Below are 5,685 nucleotides of genomic sequence, written 5' to 3'. Positions count from 1 at the left end.
GTGCTGCAAAGGGCTTGGCGATTGCTGTCCCCTACTCCGTAGGGCAGGCATCAGGGCACTTGTAAACCGTTGCGGGCGTGGTCGGTTCGGGACGGTTGCTGGAGGTCGCGTCGGCATGGTGTTTCTCCAGTGACAGGGAGCGGCCACGCGGGACTTGAGTCATGTTGAACCGAGCGCCCTTTCGGCACGTCTTTATAGAAGTAAACCTAGAGAACGATCAGGAGAACTTTGTGGATACTGTGTTGAAGCAGCGGTTCGACTACGACATCATCGTCTGCGGTGCTGGCTCGTCAGGATCGGCGATCGCCGGTCGGTTGGCCGAAAATCCCGACATCAAGGTCTTACTGTTGGAAGCCGGTGGCAGCGATGACGTCCCCAGTGTGACCGAGGCAAGTCAGTGGCCATCGAACCTTGGCAGCGAACGTGATTGGGGATTCCTCTCCGATCCTGACGGCCGGCTTCATGGACGCGCGATCGCGTTTTCAATGGGCAAAGTGCTCGGTGGCGGGTCCGGTATCAACCTCATGATTTGGGCGCGGGGGCACCGCAGCGACTGGGACCACTACGCCTCTGAAGCCGCTGAGCCGGCGTGGGGATACGCAAACGTCCTTGATGTGTATCGCCGGATCGAAGATTGGCATGGCGTCGGTGAGCCAAATCATCGAGGCAGGGGTGGGCTGGTGTTTGTACAACCGGCGCCCGATGCGCATCCGCTCGCCGCAGCGACGCTGGAAGCCGCTAGGGCACTGGGAATTCCGACGTATCAAAGCGCCAACGGCCGCCTGATGGAGGAGACCCGCGGCGCTGCCATCGTCGACCTGCGCTGCCGCGACAACAAGCGCCTATCGGTGTTTGGCACGTACGTCGCCCCGCATCAGCGGCAGCCGAATCTGACGGTGGTGCCGCACGCGATGGTCACCCGCGTGCTCTTTGACGGCAACCGTGCCACCGGTGTCGAGGTCGTCCATGACGGCGCGGTTCACCGGGTGCGCGCCAGCGCCGAGGTCGTGCTGTCGCTCGGTGCCATTCACACGCCCAAGGTGCTCATGCACTCCGGCATTGGCGACCAAGATGAACTGCATCGAGTCGGCGTGCCCGTTCGCCAGCACCTGCCCGGAATCGGGCGCAACCTTCAAGACCACTATGGGTTCGACTGTGTCTGGGAGTTTCCCGAGACCATCCAGGGCAGCACTCAGGTGGGGTCGGCACTGTTTTGGGATTCCGGCGCTGCCGATGTCCAGGGTCCGGACCTCTTCGCATGCTCAGGGCCATTCCCGAAAGCGACAGCCGAAAATGCCGCGAAATACGGTCTGCCGCGGAGCGGTTGGACGTTGTTCGGCGCGCCCACACACCCCTACAGTCGCGGTCGACTCCGGTTGTCCGGCCCCGACCCGACCGATCCAATCCGGATCGAAGCTGGCGCGCTATCAGACCCCGAAGACTTCAAGACCGCGATCGCGTGCATCGAAACCTTGCGCGAGATCGGCAACTCCCGAGAGCTTCGACCTTTCGTCGCGCGCGAGGTCATGCCCGGCGACCTGACCGGCACCGAGTTGGAGACGTATCTGCGCGACGCCGTCACCACCTACTGGCACGAATGCGGAACCGCAAAGATGGGGCGTGACTCGATGTCGGTGGTCGACGGACACCTGAAGGTCTACGGCATCGAGGGCCTGCGTGTCGCCGATGCCTCCATCATCCCGCGTATCAGCACGGCCAACACCATGGCACCGTGCGTCGTGATTGGCGAGCTGGCTGCACAATTCATCAAAGTTGACCATCGAATCTAAAAGTGTTGCGCCGCAGAGTCTCTCATTCGTCATCGCCATCGGATATGTACCACAAGTCAATCCAGCCATCGCAGAAATCGAGGATGGATGCAATCGACGCTGCAACCTGCCGATCCCCACGCCACCTGCACCTGACAACCGATGCCTTCACAACGGTTCGAGCCACGCCAAGGTCAATTCGGAGTCGCGCCCGACAGCTTGGTGTTGGTTCAAGAATTTCTCAACACGGCCCCTATCCAGGGGTACGACACTGATCTGCTGCTCGACGTCGAACTGACAGGAAACTGGTGCGCCGCTACGGTGCCCAAGTGGGCGGCGCTGCGACGCGCCGACGCCCAACCGCCGTCGCTCAAGCTAGAGGATCTGCCGAAACTCCGGGAGTTGCGCGACGGCATCGCGAAAATGGTCAACGGAAGATCCCCCGATAGTCGACAGCTGAGCTGTATCAGCTCCATTCGCGGAGCCTTCGCTCTGTCGGACTGCAATGGACTGCAGATAATGCCCACCGGCAGCGGCTGGCGTTGGCTAGCGTCGGCCCTCTTCAGCGAGATCTATCGAAGTCAGCTGAATGACACATGGAGACGGATCAAGCAATGCCGCAAGCCATTCTGCGGGACAACGTTTTACGACCGCTCGAAGAACAACAGCGGCGCGTGGTGCAACGTAAAGAGGTGCGGAAACGCCGCGAACCTGCGAGCACTTCGGGCGCGCCGACGCGACGAACGTGAGCGCGCGAACGCAAACGCTCCGGGACAGCATGACTACTGCCGACGCCCAGAAGATCGGTGACGATCAACCGGCTGAACGAGGCGAACCGGCAAGTCGGCAGCGACGCGATCGCTCATAATCTGTTAAAGCGAGGTGCAGATCACCACTTCGAGCGTAGGCAGACTGGGCTTTCGTGTCATGGCTGCATCCCACCGCCGGATGGGCATTACGAGCGAGGTGTACGGGCGGTTGATCGTAAAGCGGGATCTCAGCGCTCCCTCAGATTTTTGCGGAGAATCTTTCCAGATGCCGATTTCGGGATGAATGTGATGAATTCGACCTCACGAATCTTTTTGTATGGAGCGACGCTTCTAGCCACGAACTCCATCACCTCGGCGGCAGTCAGCGAAGCTGAGGGTGTTGTGACGACAAACGCCTTGGGGATTTCCTCGCCGGACTTGGGGTCTATGGCTGGAACCACGGCGGCATCCACTATCGCGGGGTGGGTCAGCAACAGTGCCTCGAGTTCAGCGGGCGCCACCTGATAGCCCTTATATTTGATGAGTTCCTTGAGGCGGTCGATGATATAGACACAGCCGTCGGCGTCGACGCAAGCTAGGTCCCCTGTGTGCAGGAACCCGTCCTCGTCGATGGTGTCGGCTGTCGCCTCATCGTTGCCGAGGTAGCCGATCATCACATTCGGGCCCTTGATCCACAGCTCGCCTGCTGCGCTGACACCGTAGTCGGGGACTGCGATCTCGACACCGGTCTCGGGCGCGACGAGCTTGCTGACCGTGTTCGGGAGAGTCCACCCGCAGGAATGCACCTGCGCGACAACGCCTACCGAATCCCGCCCCCCGTCGACGGGCATGCTGTGGCCGACTCCGCTCAGCTCACTCATTCCGAAGCCCTGCAGCACCGCCACACCGAGTCGGGCGCCCACCGTGCGTGCGAGTTCACCGTCTAGCGGCGCGGCACCACACATGACGACTTCCAGCGAGGACAGGTCGTAGGAATCCACCATTGGGTGCTTGGCCAGCGCGACGGCCACCGGTGGCACGATAAATGCCTTGGTGCACCGGTGATCCTGAATGGCGCCCAAGAACGCGGCCAGGTCGAACGAAGGCATTAGGACCAGCTTGGCGCGCGGCACCAGTGAAGCCGTCAGCAGCACAGACAAGCCATAGATGTGAAAGAACGGCAGCACGGCCAGAACGACGTCGTCGGCGCCGACGAGGTTGAGGGGTTGAACTTGGGCGGCATTGGCTACCAGGTTGCGGTGGGTCAGCATCACCCCCTTAGGAAGACCGGTAGTACCGGAGCTGTAGGGGAGCACCGCCAAGTGGTTGGCCGGATCAAAGCTGCTAGTGCCGGCGCGGCGAACTGCCGGCTGGGACCTGAAGTCGACTTCGCCGAGCATAAGCACGTCGCCGGGCGCGAGTCCCGTTTGCGCGGCGGCGGTTTCGGCTTTCTCGCGGTGCTCAGCGACGGCCAGCATCATCCGAGCATGTGAATCGCGCAACTGCCGTGCAATCTCATCCGCGGTCGACAGCACGTTGAATGTGGTTGCGGTCGCTCCTGCACGAAGAATGCCGTGAAACGCGACCGCGAATGCGGTGCTGTTGGGTGAAAGTAGACCGACCACGTCACCGACGCCGACTCCGCGGGCGACAAGATTCGCAGCGAATGCTTCGATGTGATCAATCAGCTCCCCGTAGTGTGTCGTGGCACCCGTGTTCGCCTCGACGAGCGCGACGCGCTGGCGGTCGTCGTCGGTGATGCCGTCGAACAGGTAATTGAAGACAGGGACGTCGGGAATGCAGACATCTGGGAAGGGGCTGGTGAAGCTCACCGTACTCCAATCTGGTTGGTGTTCTTTGACTGCGGTCTTAGAGCCCTTGGTTTGTCAGCCAGGATTCGATCAATCCGGCGACCGCCCTCCACTGAGGTTCGAGCATCATCTCGTGCCCGACGCCGGGAATGAGGACCGGTTTGGTTCCGTAGGCCGCGGCGGTTCGACGCACGTGTTTGGGCCGATAAATTTGGTCGTGCTCGCCGCCGATGATCAACATCGACGAGCGGACTTTCTTGGTTTTGACCAGATCACCGACCACCGTGTCAAACATCATCGCCCGCGTGCTGTCGGGTTGGATGAGCCGCGTAAAACTGTCGACGAGGCTGTCTGGCGCATCCTCACCGAAGAACAACTGCCGTGCACCAGCGGACGTCCCCACTAGATCTAGCGGGTTGGCGGTCAGGGCGAATTTGGTTGAACGCCAAGGGTGACGACATATCATGCGCATTACGGAGTCAAGCTGGTCGCCGCGTGGTGGGGTCGAAGCCATCAGTACGGCCGCTGGTGCGTCGTGCGTTTCAAGATACTTCTGCACGACAAAGCCGCCCATGGAATGCCCGACGAGGATGGGCGGCTCTGGGAGCGAGCCGACGACCTCACAAAGATCGGTGACGTAGTCGGCAATCGAACACAACCGCAGCGACTTGCTCAACGAGCTGTGGCCGTGACCGCGCAGACTGGGCGCCAAGACGCGAAATCCCCGGTCGACGAAGAAGGCAACGAAATTTTCCTGCCAGCACCAGGCGGCATGCCAAGCTCCGTGCACGAAAACGATCGAATGCCGACGTTTTTGAGTGGGCCTTCCGGTGTCAAACAATTCGAGCATCCTTATCCCTGTTTTCGTCGCTTCGTGGTGGTTGTGGAAGGGATTCGTCACACTCGGACCCAGGCGCACTCCGCCAGCAACACCGACACATCAGGATTCGCGGTGAGTCGACGCGCAACCACCGCCCCCGACGTCCCGGCACCACACACGACAACGTCGTACCGCTGCTCCACCACACCTGCCATCACAACCTCCTCGATGGAATAACGATCGCTATCTCACTAGAACGCGCCGGCCACGAAAAAGGTTCAACTCGAATCAAACTGACAAAGAACACCAAGGCCACCAGTGATCGTGGGCGGAGCCACTGGTGCATTCGGAGACGCACCCGCCGGCTGTGCGCCCCAGCCGTGGTGTCGGCGCCGAATGATGCGTGAAGCCGGGCTCGACGCGTTCACGGGGGTGGCCAAGGACGCACCCAGCACGCTCGGTAGCCGCATCCGACAAACCTTTGGTACCCCTGGCCTGCCGGACACGGCCCTGTTCGAGCAGCAAGCGGCCGCCCT

Annotated in this window: 5 protein-coding genes; 2 read left to right on the top strand and 3 right to left on the bottom strand. The window is 61.3% G+C overall.

What is annotated here, in order from left to right:
- Window positions 1-230: 230 nt before the first annotated feature.
- Window positions 231-1,790 carry a GMC family oxidoreductase gene (locus A5646_RS05110; protein WP_156765522.1) on the top strand — a complete coding sequence of 520 codons (1,560 nt, stop codon included), beginning with the start codon at window positions 231-233 and terminating at the stop codon, window positions 1,788-1,790.
- A 141-nt stretch (window positions 1,791-1,931) separates the two neighbouring features.
- On the top strand, window positions 1,932-2,579 hold the full coding sequence (locus A5646_RS27805) for a CGNR zinc finger domain-containing protein (protein ID WP_231998239.1): 648 nt from the start codon (window positions 1,932-1,934) through the stop codon (window positions 2,577-2,579).
- Between the two features lie 187 nt (window positions 2,580-2,766).
- On the opposite strand, the gene A5646_RS05105 is transcribed toward A5646_RS27805, so the two are convergent.
- Genes A5646_RS05105 through A5646_RS28755 form a run of 3 tightly spaced genes read right to left on the bottom strand, consistent with a single transcriptional unit; the run spans window position 2,767 to window position 5,364 of the window.
- Entirely contained in the window at window positions 2,767-4,350 is a 1,584-nt protein-coding gene (locus A5646_RS05105) for an AMP-binding protein (protein WP_067020326.1), read from the bottom strand.
- A gap of 37 nt (window positions 4,351-4,387) precedes the next feature.
- On the bottom strand, window positions 4,388-5,230 hold the full coding sequence (locus A5646_RS05100) for an alpha/beta hydrolase (protein ID WP_156765521.1): 843 nt from the start codon (window positions 5,228-5,230) through the stop codon (window positions 4,388-4,390).
- Entirely contained in the window at window positions 5,227-5,364 is a 138-nt protein-coding gene (locus A5646_RS28755) for a GMC family oxidoreductase N-terminal domain-containing protein (RefSeq protein WP_156748764.1), read from the bottom strand. The genes A5646_RS05100 and A5646_RS28755 overlap by 4 nt, the downstream gene beginning before the upstream one ends.
- Window positions 5,365-5,685: the final 321 nt, after the last annotated feature.

The sequence above is a fragment of the Mycobacterium sp. 1245499.0 genome (genome assembly GCF_001673615.1).
In the GTDB taxonomy this organism is placed as follows: domain Bacteria; phylum Actinomycetota; class Actinomycetes; order Mycobacteriales; family Mycobacteriaceae; genus Mycobacterium; species Mycobacterium europaeum_A.
This window is presented reverse-complemented; position numbering and strand designations above follow the sequence as displayed.

Bases quoted from the DNA above. Each gene is read 5' to 3' on its own strand.
- A5646_RS27805 (WP_231998239.1), top strand. From the start codon at position 1,932: ATGCCTTCACAACGGTTCGAGCCACGCCAAGGTCAATTCGGAGTCGCG.
- A5646_RS28755 (WP_156748764.1), bottom strand. From the start codon at position 5,364: ATGGCAGGTGTGGTGGAGCAGCGGTACGACGTTGTCGTGTGTGGTGCC.